This window comes from Bradyrhizobium sp. AUGA SZCCT0176 (genome assembly GCF_018130145.1).
Classification (GTDB): domain Bacteria; phylum Pseudomonadota; class Alphaproteobacteria; order Rhizobiales; family Xanthobacteraceae; genus Bradyrhizobium.
In genome coordinates, this window is record NZ_JAFCMB010000004.1 from 229445 (window position 1) to 246438 (window position 16994).

Consider the following 16994-nt stretch of genomic DNA (forward strand, 5'->3'; position numbering starts at 1 on the left):
AACTCCTGATAAGACAGTGAAGGAAGCGGCGGGAGCGCGTCTCGCCTCTCCAACATTGTGCCTGTGTCGACGGGACGTCAGCCACTAAAGGCCGCCTGGGCTTCTGGCAAATCCCAGATTTTGCCGATCGCCGCGGTTCCGGCCGAGATCGTCGCGGCCTCGTCGCCATGAATGTATTGGCCGCCATCGATCAGCACACGCCCGTCAACAATGACCTGGTCGATATTGGCGCGATTGCCAAGCGCCACCAGCCCACGCCGCGGATCGAACAACGGCTGCAGATGGGGATGGGTCAAATCAACGACGGTGAGGTCGGCTGTTGCGCCCGGGGTGATGATCCCGAGATCCGGTCGCTTGATGACCGCGGCCGCGGTTGCCGTGACCGACTCGATCAATTCGGGTGCATTGGCGACGTCGGGCCGAGCAGACACGATCTTCGAGATCATCGACGCCGCGTTGAGTTCGCCGAGCAGATCCATGTTGTAGCCGTCGGTTCCGACCACCGTCCGCACGCCGTGCCCGGCAAACCGGCTGAACGCCGCGGTGACGCCAGCGCGCGCAAACACGCGCGGGCAGTTCAGCACCGTGGCGCCCCTCGCCGCCATCAGCTTCAAATCACCATCGGTGCTCGCGATGCAGTGCGCGGCCAGAAGGTCTGGCGCCAGCAGGCCCAGCCAGTCGAGATACTCGGCCGGCGTGCGACCACCGTGACGGCTGCCGATCGTCGCGACTTCGGCCTGGCTTTGCGCCAGATGGGTGGTGATGGGAACGCCGAGCTCGCGTGCGCGGGCGGCGCACGCCCGCAGCAGATCCGGACCACAGGTGTCGGTCGCGTGCGGGCTCATCGCAAGGCCGATCCGCCCATCGCCGCGCCCATTCCAGCGATGGTACAGCGCGTTCCATGTATCCATATCGGCCTGGCCGTCATCGCCCGCGTAGCGTACCACGCCGTCCGGCCCGGCCTTGGCGTCCGATGTGGAGAACAAATACGGCGCGCCATAGAAGCGGATGCCCATCTCCTCGGCGGCGTCGAACATTTCAGGGATGGTGTTGCGAAACGGCTCCATGACCGTGGTGGCGCCGCCCTTCAGCAATTGCAGAATGCCGAGCCGTGCGATGGCGAGCCGTTCCGAAGGCGACAGCATGTCGGCGCCCCGCTTGGTCAGCGGCAGCAGCACCGTATAGACGATGCTCTGGTTGTTCTTGCGACCGTTGCCGTCCTCCGTATGGGTCCGGGCGACGGCTTCGCTGAAGCAATGGTTGTGCAGGTTCAAAAGCCCGGGCAGCACGAAGCGGCCCGGTCGGTCGAACACCTCGGTGGCGGACGGGCGGTCGCGCGTGACGGCGGCGATCCGCTTGCCCTCGAGCAGCACCCAATGATCGCGCAGCACCTCCTGCGCACCGTCTTTGCGTGACAACACATAGCTGCCGAAGATCGCGATCGTGCTCATGCGGGTTTCACATTCCAGAACACGGCCGTGCCGTCGAGGATCCCGGTGATACCAGAGCGGTAGGCCGTCGGTTGTTTATACTGACCGATCGGGAAATAAGGAATTTCCTCGAACGACAACGCCTGGATATCGCGGCAGATCCGCTGTTGCTCGGCCAGATTGGCGGCGGCGAGCCATTGGCTTCGGAGCGCCCCCATCTTCTCGCTCTTGTACCAGCCGGCCACTTTGCTGTCGCCGCGCAGGTTCGAATTGCCGGCCGGGTTGAGCCAATCGATGCCCTGCCAGTTGCCGACGCCCGCGCTCCAGCCGCCCTGGGCGACAGGATCCTTTTTCAACTGCCGCTGCAACACCAGGCCGAAATCCAGCCCGGCATATTCGACGTTCATGCCGGCCTGCTGCAGCATGTCGGCGGCGATGTCGCCGAGCGGCTTTTGTGCCAGCGAATTGGTGGGGACGAGCAGCACCACCTTCTCACCATTATAACCGGCAGCTTTCAGATCGGCCTTGACCTTCGCCATGTCGCGCGGCCCGCGAAACACGTTCAGGCCGACATCGCTTGCCATCGGCGTACCCGGCGCAAAGAAGCCGATCGGCGCGGATTGATAGGCGGGATCTTCGCCCGCAACCGCCGTCATGAAGGCGGACTGGTCGATCGCGCCGAGCAGCGCGCGGCGGATAGCCGGATTGTCGAATGGCGGCTGCAGATGGTTCACCCGCAACATGCAGGTGTACCCTCGCGGGTCGAGGATCCGCGTGGTGACGCCGGTACGCTTCAGCACCGGCAACAGATCGTGCGGCGTCGTTTCCTGCCAATCCTGTTCGCGCGTTTGCAGCGCAGCGACCCCTGTCGCCGCATCCGGCATCGTCGTCCAGACCACGCGGTCGTAGTGAACGATCTTGGGACCGGCGGTCCAATCCGGCTTGCCATCCTGACGGGGCTGATAGCGATCGAAGCGGGCGTACACATTGCGCGCGCCCTGCACCCGCTCGTCTGCCACGAAACGGAAAGGACCGCTGCCCACCACCTCGGTCAGCGGCTTGAACGGATCCTGGCTCGCCAGCCGCTCGGGCATCATGAACGGCGCCTGGATTGCCGCCTTGCCGAGCGCCGCGGGCAACAGAGGGAAAGGCCGGCTCAACCGAAAGCGGATGGTGCGGTCGTCCGGCGCCGACAATTCATCCGTCGCCGCCATCAGTTCGGCGCCGAATCCGTCGCGAGCCGCCCATCGGCGAATGCTGGCGACGCAATCCCGCGCCAGCACGCGCTCGCCGTCATGCCATAGCAGGCCGTCGCGCAACGTGAGATCCCATTGCCGGTCTTCATTGGAGACGACATGCCCGGACACCATCTGCGGCGAGACCTCGAGCGCCGAGTTCATGCCGTAGAGGGTGTCGTAGACCATGAATCCATGGTTACGGGAGACCTGCGCCGTGGAGTAGATCGGGTCGATGAAGGTCAGATCGATCACGGGAATGAAGCGCAGTGTGGTCTGCGACTGCGCCCGCACGATTCCCGGCAGCGACAGCGCCGGCGCCGCGGCGGCAGCCTTCAACAGTGAGCGGCGGGAAACAAGCATCGAGAACTCCTGGAACAATCAATCGGCGGATATTCGATCGGTGCGGTTCTCAGCGGCTGGCGGCTTCGTGACGGCTGTAATTTGCCGCGATCGCCTCGCCGGTCGTGATCCACAGATCGGGGCAGGATTTGGCGTAGGTGAGAAATTCCCGCAGCAGGCGCAACCGCATTGGGCGACCGCTGCATTGCGGATGCAGCACGGTCGTCACCATCGCGCCCCAATCTCTGATCTCGTCGAGCTCATCCTTCCAGATCGAGAGCACATGCTCCTTGGGAAAGATCGGCCGCGGGCTGAACCGGGCAGACAGGCCGTGCATCCAGTCGTCATAGCTTGCGGTCACCGGAAGCTCGATCGTGCCCGGCCGGCCATCCGCCAGCCGGTGGCGGTAAGGCCGCACGTCGTCCCTAAACGAGGAGGTATAGACGATGCCGTGGCGCACCAGCGCCACGCGCAGTTCTTCGGTGAATTCGCCGTAAGGCGCCCGGTAGCCGGTCGGCTTGACACCAAGGCGACGCTTCAGCGCCTCAAAACCGCGCTCCAGTTCTTCCTCGATCCAGGGATCGCCCGGGTCCGGCAGTAAATGGTGATAGCCGTGATGGCCGATCTCGTGGCCGGCCTTGAGAATGGCCTCGGCCATCGCGGGATGCGCATCCACCGACCAGCCAGTGATGAAGAACGTCGCCTTCAGATCAAGCTGATCGAGCAGTTCCAGCAGTTTCGGCGTGCCGACGCGCGCCTCGTAGCCGCCGTAGCTCATCGTGATCAGGCGCTGGGCATGGGCTGCGTCCTTGCTGGTCCAGGCACTCTCCGCGTCCACGTCGAAGGAAAGGAACATCGCCGAGGTATAGGGTTTGGGCCAGGGATACTCCGGCGCCATCGGCGCGGTGTTCGCCGGTACCAGCGGAATGCTCGCGAGCGCTTTACTGTCCTGCATTGATCATCGCCTTTTCTACGCCGTAGTCGGTCAATTTCCATTTCGCCAGCAACGCGCGGTAGGAGCCGTCGGCGATCAAGCCGTCGAGGGCCTCCACTAACGCCTGCTGAAGCACAGTCTCCTTCACACCCAAAGCAAGTCCTGTGAACTGGACCGCGAAAACCTCGCCGACCGGAACATAAGTCCCAGGCTCGAGGTCCATGATGTAGGGAAGCGTCTCGCCGCCCTGAACGGCCGCGTCGAGCCGCCCCTGCCTGAGCTGGGTCCGGGCATCGGCCGAGCCTTCGGTGCCGACGTATACGATCGGATTGCCGCCGCAATTCGCATCGCTCCAGGCGGCGATCAACTTCGGAAACGACGTGCGGCGGCTCGCGCCGACCTTTTTTCCACAGAAAGCCTTCGTGTCCTTGAACTCGGCTGCGCGCGATTGCTGCACAAAGAAGCGCGGACCGTTGCGGAGGTAGTCGACAAAGGTCGCCGTATCCTGCCGGCTTGCCATGTCGGTCATCCCGGACAGGATCGCATCCACCCTCCCCGTCGCAATCGCGGGCATCATCTGGTCGAAACTGGTTTCCTGCCAGACGATCTTGAGTCCGAGCTTGCGGCCGAGCGCCTCGCCGAGTTCGACGTCGAAACCGGCCAGCGTGTTGGTCGCGGGATCCTTGAATTCCAACGGGGGATAGTTCGGTACGATGGCGACCTTGATACTGCCCTGCTTTGCGATTTCCGGAGGCAACTCGACCGCCATCGCTGAGCTATCGGCGGCACAGAGGAACGCCGCTGCAAGAATACGTTTGATCATGAAAATGTCCCCATCAGATCACCGCGGAAAGAAACGATTTTGTGCGCACTTCACGGGGCGCGCCGAGAACTTCGGCAGCGGGCCCGGACTCCACGATCGCGCCATGGTCCATATAGATGACGGTGTCGGCGACCTCGCGCGCGAAGCCGAGTTCGTGCGTCACCACCATCATCGTCATGCCGCTGCGGGCAAGCTCCTTCATGACGCCGAGCACCTCTCCGACAAGTTCGGGATCGAGCGCACTGGTCGGCTCATCGAACAGCATCAGCATCGGCTTCATGGCAAGCGCACGGGCAATCGCCACCCGCTGCTGCTGCCCGCCGGAAAGCTGAGAGGGATAGGCATCGGCTTTCGCCACCAGCCCGACGCGCCGCAGCAGTTCCATCGCCTCCGCCTGCACCTCAGCCCGGTTGCGGCCCTGCACCTGCACCGGACCTTCGGTGATGTTTTCCAGTGCTGTCTTGTGCGGAAACAGGTTGAAGCGCTGGAACACCATGCCGGTCTTCAGGCGCTGGCGCGCGACCTGCCGCTCGGTGAGGCGATGCAACCGCCCGCCCTCTTCCCGCACGCCCAGCAGCTCGCCATCGAGCCAGATGCCGCCGCTGTCGACCGGCGTAAGCTGGTTGATGCAACGCAGCAGCGTCGTCTTGCCCGACCCTGATGCACCGATCAGGCAAAGCACCTCGCCTGCCCGGACGTCCAGCGAGACCTTGTTCAGGGCCTGAAACTCCCCGAAATACTTGCTGACCGAACGGATGGCGACGAGGGGCTGGGTCATCGGGTGATCTGCAATGCGCCACGCGCGAAGCGTCGCTCGAGCAGCATCTGCAGAGGCGTCAGAATTGACACGACGAGCAGATACCATGAGCCGGCGACGATCAGCAGTTCTATTACGCGCGAGTTCGCGTAGTAGATGCTCTCCGCGGCGTGCAGCACCTCCGGATACTGGATGACGCTCGCCAAAGACGTCGCCTTCACCATGCCGATGAATTCATTACCGAGCGGCGGGGTCACCACCCGCATCGCCTGCGGCAGAATGATCCGGCGCAGCGCGCGCAGCCGCCCCATGCCGATCGCCTGCGCGGCCTCATATTGTCCGACGTCGACCGACAGCATGCCCGCCCGCATCACTTCGGACGTATAGGCGCCCTGATTGATGCCGAGACCGAGAAGGGCTGAAAGGAACGGCGTCATGACGTCGACCGCCCGGGCCTCCCACAGGCCGGGAATGCCGATCGTCGGAAACACCAGCGCGATGTTGAACCACAATAGCAGTTGCAGGATCAGCGGTGTGCCGCGGAACAGCCACGTATAGCCGGCTGCGACCGATTTGAGCACTGGATTGGGCGACAGCCGCATGATCGCGGCGACGACGCCGAGCACGATGCCAAGGGTCATCGCAAGCACCGCCATCACCATGGTGTTGACGATGCCTTCGAGGATCGCCTTCGCAGTCAGGAAGCGGCCGACATAGCTCCATTCGATCTGACCGTTGACGAAGGCGCGGCCGATCGCAGCCAGCACCAAGAGAATAGCCGCCGCGGCAAGCCATCGCTGCCAATGCGCCTGACGCGCGACCGTCATGCCGGAGATGTCGGGGAAGCCTCCGGCCAGCGCGGGCGCCGTTCTCATTGCGTGGCCGCATTCATCATCGGCTGGGCGACCGCGTTCGCACCGAGCCCCCATTTGTCGAGGATGGCCTTGTACGAACCATCCTTCATCATCGCGGCGAGATGCTCCGTCACCACCTCGCGCAGCGCCGCATCGTCTTTCCGGAACATGATGCCCTGATAGCCGGTGGAGAACGGCTCACCGATAATGCGGTATTTCCCGGCCTCCTGTGCCTGGGCGTAGGGCAAGGTTTCGCTGCCTTGCACCGCGGCATCGATGCGGCCCTGCTTGAGCTGGTTGCGGACATCGATGCTGTTTTCGCCCGGGACATATTGCACGGCGGCCTTGCCGGTCGCTTCGCAGTTCTGCTTGCTCCATTTCTCGATCTCGATCGGGAAGCTGGTGCTGCGCGTGGTCCCGACCTTCTTGCCGCAGAGATCAATGGCGGTCTTCGCCGCATTTTCTGACAGAACGAAGAACTGCGGACCTGTCGCCAGATAGTCGATGAAATCAGCGGTCTCGCGCCGCGAGGCGCGATCCGAAATGCCGCTGATGATGAAATCCGCGCGCTTGGTCTGCAATGAGGGGATGAGCTCGGCGAACGGCGTTTCGCTCCAGATGATCTTCACGCCGAGGCGTTTCGCAAGCTCGTTCGCGAGATCGATGTCGAGCCCGACGAGCTGGTTCGTCGTCGGATCGCGATACTCCATGGGCGCGTAGGTCGAATTAACCGTCAGCCGCAACGTGCCCGCCTGCTTGATCGTTTCAGGCAGCTCGGCTGCCTGCGCAGTTGTAATGGCAAGGAGAGCGGCGAAACCAGCGGAGTACCAGAGGCGTATCATATCAGCTCCTTCAGCCCGTGGCCGCGACTGGACGCATCATGTTAAATCGCATCGAGATCGGCCGGTTCGACGACGCCCGCGCGCGCCGTAATGGCCATGTATTGCTCCGGTCGCCGATGCGCGGCGAAATTGAACATCTTGTCCTTGCCCTGGCGACAGAGATCGAGGTCGAGGTCGGCGACGACGACCTCGTCGGCGAGTGTCTGCGCCTCTGCAACAATCCGGCCATTCGGATCGACGATGCAGGAGCCACCAATCAGTCCGGAGCCGTCCTCGTTCCCTGCCTTGGCGACCGAGATCGCCCAGGTCGCGTTCATGTAAGCGTTGGCCTGCGTTACGAGCTTTGAATGGAAGGTACGCAGCGCCGCATCTTCGGAAACACCGCCGTTGGGATCGTAGGCCGCGGAATTGTAGCCGATACACACCAGCTCGACGCCCTGCAGGCCCAACACGCGCCAGGCTTCCGGCCAGCGGCGATCGTTGCAAATCATCATGCCCATGATCGCGTGGCGCCAATCCTCCCCCGCCCGAAAGGCAGGAAATCCGAGATCACCATATTCGAAATAGCGTTTTTCGAGCTGCTGGTAGCGTGCGCCGGCCCGCGGCTCGACCGAACCCGGCAAATGCACCTTGCGATAGCGGCCGAGAATTTCGCCGTCGCCATCGACCAGGATGGAGCAATTGAAGCGCTGACCATCCGAGGTCAGCTCGGCATAACCGACATAGAAGCCGATCCGCAGCGCCCGGGCGCGATCGAACAAGGGCTGCACGGCCGGATTCGGCATGCCGCGCTCGAAATAATGCTCGAGCGCTTCACCCTCGATCAGCCATCGCGGGAAGAAGGTCGTAAACGCCAATTCGGGAAAAACCACCAGCGTTGCGCCACTCGCCGCGGCCGCCTCCAACAGTTCCAGCATCCGGCCAAGCGTATGCTCTCGCGGATCCGCTTTTTGCGTCGGCCCCATCTGAGCGGCGGCGGCGCGGAGAACTCGAACCAACATTGCCTCCAATCTGAGCGGATTGCTTACGCAGGAGGCGGACAAGCCCGCTCCGGCAACGCCCCGATGCAGAGGTGATTACGCGAAAGCGCGGGCCAAAACGCAATCACTCGTGCTATGATATTTTCACCGAGACAATAACCGGTGGTTATATGAACCTGCGCCAATTGGAGATCCTGCGGGCGGTCATCCGCCATCGGACCACGGTCGCGGCGGCCGACGAACTGGCGCTGTCGCAGCCGGCGATCAGCAATGCGCTCAAGGCGATGGAAGCACAGGCGGGTTTCGCCCTGTTCGAGCGCGTCAACAACCGGCTGTTCCCGACATCAGAGGCGATGACGCTCTACAAGGAAAGTGAAGCGATCTTTGCGCTGCACGCCAAGCTTGAAAATCGCGTGCGCGATTTGCGGGAGTGCCGCACCGGCCTTCTATCGATCGTGGCGACGCCGCCGCTGGCCTACAGCATCATTCCACACGCTCTATCGGACTTCCTGCGCCGCCGTCAGCAGACGCGCGTCTTCTTCGACGTACGGCGCTACGAGGGTATCATCGACGGCGTCACGAGCAGGGTCGCAGAACTCGGCTTCGCGCTTGGGCTGTCACATCATCCCGGCATCGCGCACGAGGTGGTTCACACCGGCGAAATGGTCTGCGTCTTGCCGCCGAACCATGCGCTGGCCGAACGGCCGGTCATTTCAGCCACCGACCTCGTCGGCTTGCCCTTCATCGGGCTGGAGCGCGGTACGCGATTGGGTGAAGCCGTGCGCGAGAGTTTTGCGCAAGCCGGCGCGCCGTTCCAGCCGACCGTCGAAGTGCGATACTGCAATACGGCCTGCGTGCTCGCGGCCGCCGGCGTAGGCGCTGCGGTCGTCGATCCGTTTTCGCCGCGCCAGGGCGGCGGCCAGGGCCTTATCGTCCGGCCTTTCACGCCGAAAACCGTGGCCGTGGCGTATATGCTGTGGTCTGAGGCGGAGCCTCTGTCGCGTTTGGCCAAGGCGTTCCTGAACGAAGTCCGGCAGGCGAGCCGCGCCCTGGACCGGGACGGCGCTTAGGCATTGAACCCCGTTGATGGCCGGAGCCTCATCCGGAGGCCTCAGCGCCGACAACACCGTCGATCAGATTGAGGCCGAGCAGAAATTCGGAGCTGAGTTCGGTGCGCGTCAGCGGCTCGACGACAATGCCGCGCGCCAGCAACGCGGCCTCGCTGCGGCGCGCTTCGACCGCCTGTCCGATCGTGACCGCCGCGAATCTGAACACCGCTCCCGGTCGCGCCTGCGCCAGCCGGCCAAGATCGGGTCCGATGATGTTTGCAATCTTCGGATAACCGCCGGTGGATTGGCGATCGGCCATCAGAACGATCGGACGGCCGTCTCCCGGCACCTGGATCGCCCCCATGGCGATCCCGTCAGACACGATGTTGTAGCCACGCGCGTGCGTCAGCCGGGGTCCGTCAAGATAATACGCCATGCGATCGACCTTGGCGGAGACCGTCCAGGGCCCGGCAAGAAACGCGGCGATCTGGTCGTTGGCGAAGTAGTCGTGCTGAGGGCCTAGGACCACGCGAATGGTGTCGAGGGGACGGTCGAGCCATGGTGCTGCGATGGCGCTCAGCGACGATGTCGAAGAAGCGGATCGCTCGATGGCGAGACGATCGCCCGCGGCAAGCGCGCGGCCATTCACGCCGCCAAAGCCGGTGCGCGTGTGGGTGGCGTGAGAGCCCAGCACCTTTGGCACGATAAAGCGGCCCGCCACCGCCAGATAGCACCAGGAGCCGCGACCGCCGGCGCGAATTTTCAGCACGGCGCCTGCCTCCAGATTGAGTACCACCGCCGGTGGGAGCGACCTGCCGTCGAGGCTGAGCGAGAATTCGCCGCCGGCAACGGCGACACAGAGCGGTCCAGATTCAGCGGTCACCTCTAACCCACCGACGGATACTTCGATCGCGGTTGCGCCCGCGGGATTGCCGACCGCAAGGTTTGCCGTGGCGTGCGCCAGTTGATCCATCGGGCCTGCGGCAGTGACACCAAAGCGCAGATAGCCGTGCCGGCCGGCGTCCTGCAGCGTTGCACCCGGCCCGGCCGACAGGATGCGAAGGCTCGCCTCCGAAGCGTCAGCCCTCATGCGGCACGCTTGCGGGCAACGATTTCGCCGCTCCCGGCGCGTTGCGCCAGATCGCGAAATGTCGCGAGATCGATCGGTTCGAACCGCACGAGATCGCCGGCCTGGATCAGAAAGGCATCTTGGCGTTCCGCGGCAAAGAGGCGCTCCGGCGTTTGGCCGATGACATACCAACCGGTCGGCATCACGAACGGCACCACGGTGCCAAGACCACCTCCGATCGACACCGCACCGGCCGGATGCGGCGGTCTTGGGGTCGCGCGGCGCGAGATCTTCAGCTGCTCGGGTACGCCGCCCAGATAGATCTGGCCAGGCGTGAAACCACACATATAGACGCGATACGTCGCCTTCGTATGCAAAGCGACGGCGTCATCCCGCGTGAGGCCGAGAATCCTGGCGGCCTCGTCGAGGTCCTCGGCCAGCGCGGGATCGTAACAACAAGGCAACGTCCAAATGGTGCCCTCGCCCCGCCATTCGGTAAGACCCGTCATCATACGGCGCACGATGGCAACCAGCGTTTCCCTGTCGATCCCAAGCGGATCATAGTGAATCATCAGCGAGCGATAGGTCGGCACGAATTCACGCGTTCCTGTCGGAGGATCGGCACGCAAAGCCGCGTCGAGGGCAAGCACCCTGTCGTTAATCACGGGATCAACGGTGTCACCGAATTCGACGACGAGGGCGGCTTCCCCCGCGTCGAGAAAGCGCGGATCGATCTGCAGTGTCATGAGGCCATCGGCTTGAACGGCTTCAGCGTAACACCGGCCTTTTCCAATCGCGCGCGCACGAGGCTGGCGGTCGCAACCGCATGGTCGGAATCGCCATGAACGCAGATCGAACGGATCGGCGTCGGCAAATGCTTGCCGCTTGCGGTGATCACCGCCCCCGCCTCGACCATCGCGAGCACGCGCGCGGCAGCTTCTTCAGCGCCTTCGATCATCGCACCGGGCTGGCCGCGCGGGATCAATTGCCCGGTTTCGGTGTAGCCGCGGTCGGCATAGATCTCCTGATGAATTTCAAGTCCCGCGGCTTCACCGGCCGCGACCAGCTCCGTCACCGCGATGGCCAGCAACGCCAGATTGGGATCGACCGCCCGCACCGCCCTCGCTACCGCGTCCGCAACGTCGCGTTCCTCGCAGGCGATGTTGCCGAGCGCGCCGTGGGTCTTCACATAGGTGATACGATGACCGGCGTAAGCCGCAAGCGCCATGGCCGCACCGATCTGGTAGGCGATGAGCCTTTCGATCTCGCCATTCGAGAACGGGAGACGGCGGCGACCAAAACCCCACAGATCCGGAAACCCGGGATGGGCCCCCACCGCGACGCCGCGCTTGCGCGCGACGGCAAACGTCCGCGCCATCACCTCGGGGTCGCCGGCATGAAGCCCGCAGGCCACGTTGGCCGAGGTGACGATGGCGAGCATAGCGTCATCGTCGCCGCAGCGATAAGTCCCAAATCCTTCGCCAAGATCGGAATTGAGGTCGACGGTTGGCATGGCGGTCTCCTGAGCGTTGCTGATGTCCGCAAATCGAACGTCACCTTCGCCGCGAAACACGGGATCGTAAAGTCGGGAGGCATCGACCGATGCCGATATCTGCCCTGCAATGCTGCGGGGGCATAAAAACAGGCATCGCGGCACCGCACCCAAAAGGTTAACAGGCCGGGAAGGCCTCCGTAGCGCGTTCTGATCGCCGTTGTAATCGGCCAAGATTTGATTATATTGCTCTCTCAGCTGCAACCGCTGCTGAATTTAACGTTGGTGTGACCAGGCCCGTCTGTCCAGGCGGGCCGTCGCCGTTTCAGGGTTCGTAGCGATGACTCGTTCCAATCGGGTTGATCATATTCGCATTACGTCGCACCCGGCTCCGGGTGCCAAGCTCAACTTTCCAATCAGCTGGGGCGCCGCCAGCGCGCGTGAGCGCGGACCGGTGATCGGAACGGTGTCGCGCCCGCAGGACCGCAACGTCATCGGCACCCATGGCGGCTCCTATTCAGTCTATCGGGCACTGGCCGTCTCCTCCGGCGCGCTCGATCCGATCCGGCGCCCGGATCTCACCAACACCCACCCCGCCGAAACCATTGGGCCGTTTCCGCAATGGACCGATCCGCAGCGGATCGTTTCGCTGGATCCCTGGGGACATCTCGCCGCGGAAAATTTTGCAACCGAGATCGCCGAGGGCATCGACATCCGCCCGAGCATTGCCATCACCCGCGCGCGCCTTGACCTGCCCGAGTTGCAGGCAGCGATCGAAGCCGGACGGCTCAAGCACGACGGCGAGTTCGTGCACAAGAACGGCAGTGTCTCCGTGGTCAAGATCGCGATCGACCCGGTCTGGTATCTGCCGGGCCTGGCGGAACGCTTCGCGACCACCGAAAACAATTTGCGGCGGCAATTGTTCGAGCAGACCGCCGGCATGTTTCCGGAACTGGTGACACGGCCCGATCTGCAGGTTTTTCTGCCGCCGATCGGCGGCACGACGGCTTATCTGTTCGGCGACGTTACCAAGCTGCCGGACCACCGTACCAAGATCACCTGCCGCGTGCATGACGAGTGCAACGGCTCCGACGTGTTTGGTTCTGATATCTGCACCTGCCGTCCGTACCTCATTCACGGCATCGAGGAATGCGCGCGCGCCGGCCAGACCGGCGGTCTCGGCATCATCATCTACAATCGCAAGGAAGGCCGCGCGCTCGGCGAAGTCACGAAGTTTCTGGTCTACAACGCGCGCAAGCGTCAGGAAGGCGGCGATGCCGCGGCCCAGTATTTCGAGCGCACCGAATGCGTCGCCGGCGTGCAGGACGCCCGGTTCCAGCAATTGATGCCGGATGTGGTGCATTGGCTCGGCCTGAAGCGGATCGACCGCTTCGTATCCATGAGCGACATGAAGCACGACGCGCTGACCGGCCAGGGCATCGAAATCGTCGAACGCGTGCCTATCCCCGACGACATGATCCCAGCCGACGCGCATGTGGAAATCGCGGCAAAGAAAGCCGCCGGCTACTACACGCCCGAGCCGCAAGAAAGTCCGGACAATCCGGTCGGCCGTCCGCTCGAAAAATTTTGAGAGGGCGCTGTGTCCCCCGCAGATCCGGAGATTTCGGCCGCGTTGTCATTGCTGAACGCCAGCGCGGTCCGTGAGCGGGCGCATCGCATGCTCGCAATCGGCCTTGACGACAGGCTGCCGAATTTCCGTGTTCACCTCGATCGCATGGACAGCGCCGTCGATTTGGTGCTGGAGACCACGCGCAAGGCCTATCCCTCCTTCGACGTTCCCTTTCATTCGCGCTGGCGGCACTTCGTCACCAATGGGGATAATCGCTGGGCCGATATCGCCGGCCGGACCAAATGGCTCGGTCGGGCGGCCCGCGCCCGGGCCGAATTCGATCTGGCGATCGTCAGCGTCTTCCTCGATGCCGGCGCCGGACCGTCGTGGCGCTACCACGATCCGAAAACCGGATCTGACATCGCCCGTTCGGAAGGATTGGGGCTCGCCAGCCTCGCGATGTTCGCCGGCGGCGCTTTCTCGGCCGATCCGCAGGAGCCGCTGCGCGCCGATGGCGAGATCCTTGCAAATCTTGATGTCGCCGACCTCGAGCGTGGCATGCAGGTCTCGGATACCAATCCGCTGGTCGGAATGGACGGTCGCGCCGAGCTATTGCGCCGGCTGGGCCGACTGGTGGTCTCGAAGCCGGATGTGTTCGGCAGCCAGGACACGCCGCGGCCCGGCGGCCTGTTCGATCGATTGGCGAAACTCGCCTACGGCGGAAAGCTTCCCGCGCCAACCATTCTTGTGGAGTTGCTGCAACAGCTCGGCCCAATCTGGCCATCGCGGCTGACGCTGGGGGGAATCCCGCTCGGCGACTGCTGGAAGCATCCAGCATTGACGACAGCGGATGCGACAAATGGACTCGTGCCGCTGCACAAGCTCTCGCAATGGCTGGCTTACTCCCTGATCGAGCCGCTGCAAACGGCCGGCATCACCGTGACCGATATCGATGGCCTCACCGGCCTCGCCGAATATCGCAATGGCGGACTGTTCATCGATATCGGCGTGCTCGCGTTTCGCGATCCGGAATCCGCGCAAAGGGAACACGAGGTCGCGTCACCGCTGGTCGTGGAATGGCGTGCGCTGACGGTGGCGCTGCTTGACCGCATCGCCGATGGTTTACGACACCGGCTCAAAGTCGATGCCACCTCGATGCCATTGGCAAAAATTCTCGAGGGCGGCAGCTGGGCGGCGGGTCGATCGCTGGCGCGCGAACGCCGCGCCGACGCTTCGCCGCCGGTGAAAATTATCAGCGACGGCACTGTTTTCTAGATTTGGGATTAGCAACATGGACGGCGTCACGATCGTTAGTCATCCGCTGGTGCAGCACAAGCTGACGCTGTTGCGGAAGAAGGAAGTTTCGACCAAGTCGTTTCGCGAACTCCTCAAGGAGATCGGGATGCTGCTGTGTTACGAAGTCACCCGTGACCTGCCGCTGGCCGACGTCGAAATAGAAACGCCGCTTGCGCATATGATGTCGCCGCAGATCGCGGGCAAGAAGCTGGTGTTCGCACCGATACTGCGCGCCGGCATTACGTTTGCCGACGGCATGCTCGATCTGGTGCCGACCGCGCGTATCGCGCATATCGGTCTTTACCGCGAGCCGGAAACCTTCGTTGCCGTCGAATATTTCTTTAAAGCCCCGAGCGATCTGCACGAGCGACTGGTGATCGTGATTTCACCGATACTGGCAACGGCGAACTCCGCCGTCGCCGCGATCGACCGGCTGAAAGAGCGCGGCGCCAACGACATCAGGCTGGTGTGCCTGATCGGCGCACCGGAAGGCGTCGAGCGCGTGCGCGGCATTCACCCGGACGTTCCGATCTGGCTCGCCGCGATCGACCAGGGGCTGGACGACAACGCCTACATTGTGCCCGGTCTCGGCGATGCCGGTGACCGTGCCTATGGCACCAAATAGGTTGGCAATCAAAGTGCAGCGCAGAGCGCGCTGTTGAATTGCTCGGCCTTGGTGAGGAACGCGCAGTGTCCCCCGCCAGGAATGAGAGCGAGCTTGCCGCCAAGCGTATCAGCCAGGAACTGGCTTGTCGCCGGCGGACAGATCATGTCTTCAGTACCGCAGAGCACGCTGACCGGTTCGCGGATCGAGCCCAACAGGGGACGAAGATCGCTGCCGCCGAGATTCTGCATGCAGGTCAAAGTGACGCGCGGCGGTGTCGCCAGCATGATCTGCCTGACAAAGTTCATATCGTCCTCAGAATTGGCTTCCGGGAACATCATGCGACAGAAGCCGTCGACGCCCGCGTCATAGTCGGTTGCCAGCGCCTGCCCGAGTTGCTCGGCGGCCGCCGGCGGCACCGCGTGCGGCCAATCGGGTCGCTGAATCAAGCATGGCGTCGTACCGATCAGCACCAATCGCGAGGCTATCCCAGGAAACGTCGCCGCAAATGCCAGCGCGATGGCTCCGCCCATCGACCAGCCGGCAATGATCGGCCGCGTCAGATTGAGATGATCGATGACGCATTTCAAATCGGCGACAAAATTCTCCCCCGAGTACCCGGTCTCCGGCCTGTCGGACTGGCCGAAGCCGCGGAGATCGACGGTGACGACCCGATAGTCAGCGGACAGCGCACTGACCTGGCGCTTGAAGACGGCACCGCTCATCATGATGCCGTGCAGAAACACGATGGCCGTATCACCATGTCCTTCCGACTCGACGTGGAGGCCGCATCCGTCCGGCATTGAGATCTTCATGTCGTTCCTCGTCTTGATCCACCGGGAGCTGATGGGGCGCCCCTCCCGCGCTTGACGCACCACACGCTAGCTTTCACAATATTTGCCCACTATCCCTGTTTTCTGGGATGCGCCTCACTGCACGACAGGAGCCCTCGGCAACGCCATGGCGCTTAGTCTTTCTTCCAAGGATGTGACACTCCTGAAGCGGGTGAGCGAGGCCCTGCTGCAGCCATTGGCTCCCGATTGGCTGCTGACAGCGCCAGGCGTGGCCTTGGATCTGCAGCACCTGCTATCGATGGATTTCATCGGGACCACCCTGTGGAATCCCGCCAGTGGCCGCTACGAAAACGCCATGTGCGTCGGCCGCGGAATGGACATGGCGCGGGCCTATGTCGCGGAATTCCAGGGCTGTGACCCTATTTCGCCGCGGCTTCGGCACCGCAAGGGTCCGACGCCGATCTATTCGGTGATCCGCCGCGATGAACTCGAGCGCACGCGCTACTTCCACGAATTCTTGCGGACCTACCGGACCATCGACGGTATCGATCTCCATCTCTATGACGGCGGTACGAACGTTGGCGACTTCAGGTTCTGGCGCGATCGAGGCCGCACGCCGGTCGGGTCGCGCGAGATGTTGCTGCTGGGACTATTGCAGCCGGTGCTGCTGCGGGCGACCCGAGAGGTGCGCAACCAGAGCCTCGCCCCCGCTTCGCTTTGCTTTCAGCAACTGACGGTCAGGGAACGGCAGATAGCTGCGGGCGTCGTGAACGGCTTAACCGATCGCGCCATCGCCAGATCACTGCAGATCAGCTATTGGACCGTCCGTTCGCATCTCGACCATATTTTCGAGAAGCTCGCGGTGGGCAATCGCGCGGCCCTCGTCGCGCGGCTTCATCGTGGACCTTCCGCGACCGAATAAA

The 16994-nt window shown here is 63.3% G+C and carries 17 protein-coding genes; 5 read left to right on the forward strand and 12 right to left on the reverse strand.

Annotated features, from left to right (window positions below):
- Positions 1-77: 77 nt before the first annotated feature.
- The 8 genes from JQ600_RS12275 to JQ600_RS12310 are packed head-to-tail and all read right to left on the reverse strand — an operon-like array spanning position 78 to position 8218.
- Positions 78-1451: an amidohydrolase family protein gene (locus JQ600_RS12275; RefSeq protein WP_212388994.1), complete on the reverse strand. Its 1374-nt coding sequence runs from the start codon at positions 1449-1451 to the stop codon at positions 78-80.
- Complete coding sequence (locus JQ600_RS12280) at positions 1448-3028, reverse strand: ABC transporter substrate-binding protein (protein ID WP_212388995.1); 1581 nt, start codon at positions 3026-3028, stop codon at positions 1448-1450. Before JQ600_RS12280 ends, JQ600_RS12275 begins: the two co-directional genes overlap by 4 nt.
- A 49-nt stretch (positions 3029-3077) precedes the next feature.
- The gene (locus tag JQ600_RS12285; protein ID WP_212388996.1) at positions 3078-3962 is read right to left on the reverse strand and encodes a polysaccharide deacetylase; all 885 of its coding nucleotides are present in this window, start codon (positions 3960-3962) and stop codon (positions 3078-3080) included.
- On the reverse strand, positions 3949-4761 hold the full coding sequence (locus tag JQ600_RS12290) for an ABC transporter substrate-binding protein (protein ID WP_212489950.1): 813 nt from the start codon (positions 4759-4761) through the stop codon (positions 3949-3951). The genes JQ600_RS12285 and JQ600_RS12290 overlap by 14 nt, the downstream gene beginning before the upstream one ends.
- 16 nt (positions 4762-4777) lie before the next feature.
- The gene (locus tag JQ600_RS12295) at positions 4778-5542 is read right to left on the reverse strand and encodes an amino acid ABC transporter ATP-binding protein (RefSeq protein ID WP_212388997.1); all 765 of its coding nucleotides are present in this window, start codon (positions 5540-5542) and stop codon (positions 4778-4780) included.
- The gene (locus tag JQ600_RS12300) at positions 5539-6396 is read right to left on the reverse strand and encodes an amino acid ABC transporter permease (RefSeq protein WP_212388998.1); all 858 of its coding nucleotides are present in this window, start codon (positions 6394-6396) and stop codon (positions 5539-5541) included. Before JQ600_RS12300 ends, JQ600_RS12295 begins: the two co-directional genes overlap by 4 nt.
- Positions 6393-7217: an ABC transporter substrate-binding protein gene (locus JQ600_RS12305; protein ID WP_212388999.1), complete on the reverse strand. Its 825-nt coding sequence runs from the start codon at positions 7215-7217 to the stop codon at positions 6393-6395. The genes JQ600_RS12300 and JQ600_RS12305 overlap by 4 nt, the downstream gene beginning before the upstream one ends.
- Positions 7218-7258: 41 nt before the next feature.
- Complete coding sequence (locus JQ600_RS12310) at positions 7259-8218, reverse strand: N-carbamoyl-D-amino-acid hydrolase (RefSeq protein ID WP_212389000.1); 960 nt, start codon at positions 8216-8218, stop codon at positions 7259-7261.
- A gap of 149 nt (positions 8219-8367) precedes the next feature.
- Between JQ600_RS12310 and JQ600_RS12315 the strand changes: the two genes are divergently transcribed.
- Positions 8368-9267, forward strand: coding sequence for a LysR family transcriptional regulator (locus JQ600_RS12315; protein ID WP_212263702.1), 900 nt, complete (start codon positions 8368-8370; stop codon positions 9265-9267).
- A 28-nt stretch (positions 9268-9295) separates the two neighbouring features.
- On the opposite strand, the gene JQ600_RS12320 is transcribed toward JQ600_RS12315, so the two are convergent.
- Genes JQ600_RS12320 through JQ600_RS12330 form a run of 3 tightly spaced genes read right to left on the reverse strand, consistent with a single transcriptional unit; the run spans position 9296 to position 11828 of the window.
- Positions 9296-10336 carry a biotin-dependent carboxyltransferase family protein gene (locus JQ600_RS12320; protein WP_212389001.1) on the reverse strand — a complete coding sequence of 347 codons (1041 nt, stop codon included), beginning with the start codon at positions 10334-10336 and terminating at the stop codon, positions 9296-9298.
- Positions 10333-11061: an allophanate hydrolase subunit 1 gene (locus JQ600_RS12325; protein WP_212389002.1), complete on the reverse strand. Its 729-nt coding sequence runs from the start codon at positions 11059-11061 to the stop codon at positions 10333-10335. Before JQ600_RS12325 ends, JQ600_RS12320 begins: the two co-directional genes overlap by 4 nt.
- Entirely contained in the window at positions 11058-11828 is a 771-nt protein-coding gene (locus tag JQ600_RS12330) for a LamB/YcsF family protein (RefSeq protein WP_212389003.1), read from the reverse strand. The genes JQ600_RS12325 and JQ600_RS12330 overlap by 4 nt, the downstream gene beginning before the upstream one ends.
- 319 nt (positions 11829-12147) lie before the next feature.
- Here JQ600_RS12330 and JQ600_RS12335 point away from each other — a divergent pair, with 319 nt between their 5' ends.
- Genes JQ600_RS12335 through upp form a run of 3 tightly spaced genes read left to right on the forward strand, consistent with a single transcriptional unit; the run spans position 12148 to position 15298 of the window.
- Positions 12148-13398, forward strand: a complete 1251-nt coding sequence (locus tag JQ600_RS12335; RefSeq protein WP_212263698.1) for a GTP cyclohydrolase II — start codon at positions 12148-12150, stop codon at positions 13396-13398.
- A 30-nt stretch (positions 13399-13428) separates the two neighbouring features.
- Positions 13429-14652 carry a URC4/urg3 family protein gene (locus tag JQ600_RS12340; RefSeq protein WP_212489951.1) on the forward strand — a complete coding sequence of 408 codons (1224 nt, stop codon included), beginning with the start codon at positions 13429-13431 and terminating at the stop codon, positions 14650-14652.
- Positions 14653-14668: 16 nt separating this feature from the next.
- Complete coding sequence (upp, locus tag JQ600_RS12345) at positions 14669-15298, forward strand: uracil phosphoribosyltransferase (RefSeq protein ID WP_212263697.1); 630 nt, start codon at positions 14669-14671, stop codon at positions 15296-15298.
- An 8-nt stretch (positions 15299-15306) separates the two neighbouring features.
- On the opposite strand, the gene JQ600_RS12350 is transcribed toward upp, so the two are convergent.
- Positions 15307-16092, reverse strand: coding sequence for an alpha/beta fold hydrolase (locus JQ600_RS12350; RefSeq protein ID WP_212389004.1), 786 nt, complete (start codon positions 16090-16092; stop codon positions 15307-15309).
- A gap of 145 nt (positions 16093-16237) precedes the next feature.
- On the opposite strand from JQ600_RS12350, the gene JQ600_RS12355 reads away from it, so the two are divergent.
- On the forward strand, positions 16238-16993 hold the full coding sequence (locus JQ600_RS12355; RefSeq protein WP_212389005.1) for a helix-turn-helix transcriptional regulator: 756 nt from the start codon (positions 16238-16240) through the stop codon (positions 16991-16993).
- The last annotated feature ends 1 nt before the right edge of the window (position 16994 follow it).

Excerpts from the sequence above, each read along its gene's own strand:
- JQ600_RS12275 (WP_212388994.1), bottom strand. The coding sequence starts at position 1,451 with ATGAGCACGATCGCGATCTTCGGCAGCTATGTGTTGTCACGCAAAGAC.
- JQ600_RS12280 (WP_212388995.1), bottom strand. The coding sequence starts at position 3,028 with ATGCTTGTTTCCCGCCGCTCACTGTTGAAGGCTGCCGCCGCGGCGCCG.
- JQ600_RS12285 (WP_212388996.1), bottom strand. The coding sequence starts at position 3,962 with ATGCAGGACAGTAAAGCGCTCGCGAGCATTCCGCTGGTACCGGCGAAC.
- JQ600_RS12295 (WP_212388997.1), bottom strand. The coding sequence starts at position 5,542 with ATGACCCAGCCCCTCGTCGCCATCCGTTCGGTCAGCAAGTATTTCGGG.
- JQ600_RS12300 (WP_212388998.1), bottom strand. The coding sequence starts at position 6,396 with ATGAGAACGGCGCCCGCGCTGGCCGGAGGCTTCCCCGACATCTCCGGC.
- JQ600_RS12305 (WP_212388999.1), bottom strand. The coding sequence starts at position 7,217 with ATGATACGCCTCTGGTACTCCGCTGGTTTCGCCGCTCTCCTTGCCATT.
- JQ600_RS12310 (WP_212389000.1), bottom strand. The coding sequence starts at position 8,218 with ATGTTGGTTCGAGTTCTCCGCGCCGCCGCCGCTCAGATGGGGCCGACG.
- JQ600_RS12315 (WP_212263702.1), top strand. The coding sequence starts at position 8,368 with ATGAACCTGCGCCAATTGGAGATCCTGCGGGCGGTCATCCGCCATCGG.
- JQ600_RS12320 (WP_212389001.1), bottom strand. The coding sequence starts at position 10,336 with ATGAGGGCTGACGCTTCGGAGGCGAGCCTTCGCATCCTGTCGGCCGGG.
- JQ600_RS12325 (WP_212389002.1), bottom strand. The coding sequence starts at position 11,061 with ATGACACTGCAGATCGATCCGCGCTTTCTCGACGCGGGGGAAGCCGCC.
- JQ600_RS12330 (WP_212389003.1), bottom strand. The coding sequence starts at position 11,828 with ATGCCAACCGTCGACCTCAATTCCGATCTTGGCGAAGGATTTGGGACT.
- JQ600_RS12335 (WP_212263698.1), top strand. The coding sequence starts at position 12,148 with ATGACTCGTTCCAATCGGGTTGATCATATTCGCATTACGTCGCACCCG.
- upp (WP_212263697.1), top strand. The coding sequence starts at position 14,669 with ATGGACGGCGTCACGATCGTTAGTCATCCGCTGGTGCAGCACAAGCTG.
- JQ600_RS12350 (WP_212389004.1), bottom strand. The coding sequence starts at position 16,092 with ATGAAGATCTCAATGCCGGACGGATGCGGCCTCCACGTCGAGTCGGAA.
- JQ600_RS12355 (WP_212389005.1), top strand. The coding sequence starts at position 16,238 with ATGGCGCTTAGTCTTTCTTCCAAGGATGTGACACTCCTGAAGCGGGTG.